The sequence below is a fragment of the Bartonella sp. TT29SHDZB genome (assembly GCF_042193395.1).
In the GTDB taxonomy this organism is placed as follows: domain Bacteria; phylum Pseudomonadota; class Alphaproteobacteria; order Rhizobiales; family Rhizobiaceae; genus Bartonella.
Genome location: NZ_JBHILQ010000149.1, coordinates 1 through 617, shown reverse-complemented (window position 1 = coordinate 617; position 617 = coordinate 1). Strand labels below are relative to the sequence as shown.

Genomic DNA, 617 nt, shown 5'->3' with positions numbered 1-617 from the left:
TCGTTGCCTTGGAGCGTCCATGTCGTGAATGAAGGGGTAAGAGGACGTCGCCGACTCACCAAGTTCCATCTCGACGCAATTATCAAATAGTTTCCGCTGTAAACAAATAAAACTTCATGTTAACATGGACGATATTTCCTCTATACTTACCAAGGAAACTTACAATATCGAGGGTGTCCTTGTCATATTCGTCGCTCTGCAAGGAAGAGTAATGCATGTACTCTTGTTTGATGTTGTCTAGAACGACGATATGGAAATGGTCATGCAAAATTATTGGCATGATGACGATGTCGACTTCATGGACGTTCCGCGCAGCATCGTCGATCATGCTGAGAGCCTCGGTACCCGTGTCGTTGTCCTGGGACAGGTATAGCGCTAGTGGACGGGTAATCAAAGCGCGCCTCTAATAAGGATACGGTTCAAGCTTCAGCGACTTCTGAAGGATGCAGACGAACACATCAACGACATCGTCTGTCACCATATCCTTTCCGTCCAGTAACGTGAACACATTCAATCGTGTAGTATGAACTGCGTCGTTCCTCCAAACGACAGTCCTAATGTTAAATATTATCGCACATAGTCAAACAACACAGACATGTTTTATACCGAAACGGATA

The 617-nt window shown here is 45.1% G+C and carries 1 protein-coding gene; it reads right to left on the bottom strand.

Going from position 1 to position 617, the window contains the following annotated elements:
• Window positions 1-82: 82 nt before the first annotated feature.
• Window positions 83-328: a hypothetical protein gene (locus ACFIJJ_RS10050; RefSeq protein WP_375646855.1), complete on the bottom strand. Its 246-nt coding sequence runs from the start codon at window positions 326-328 to the stop codon at window positions 83-85.
• Window positions 329-617: the final 289 nt, after the last annotated feature.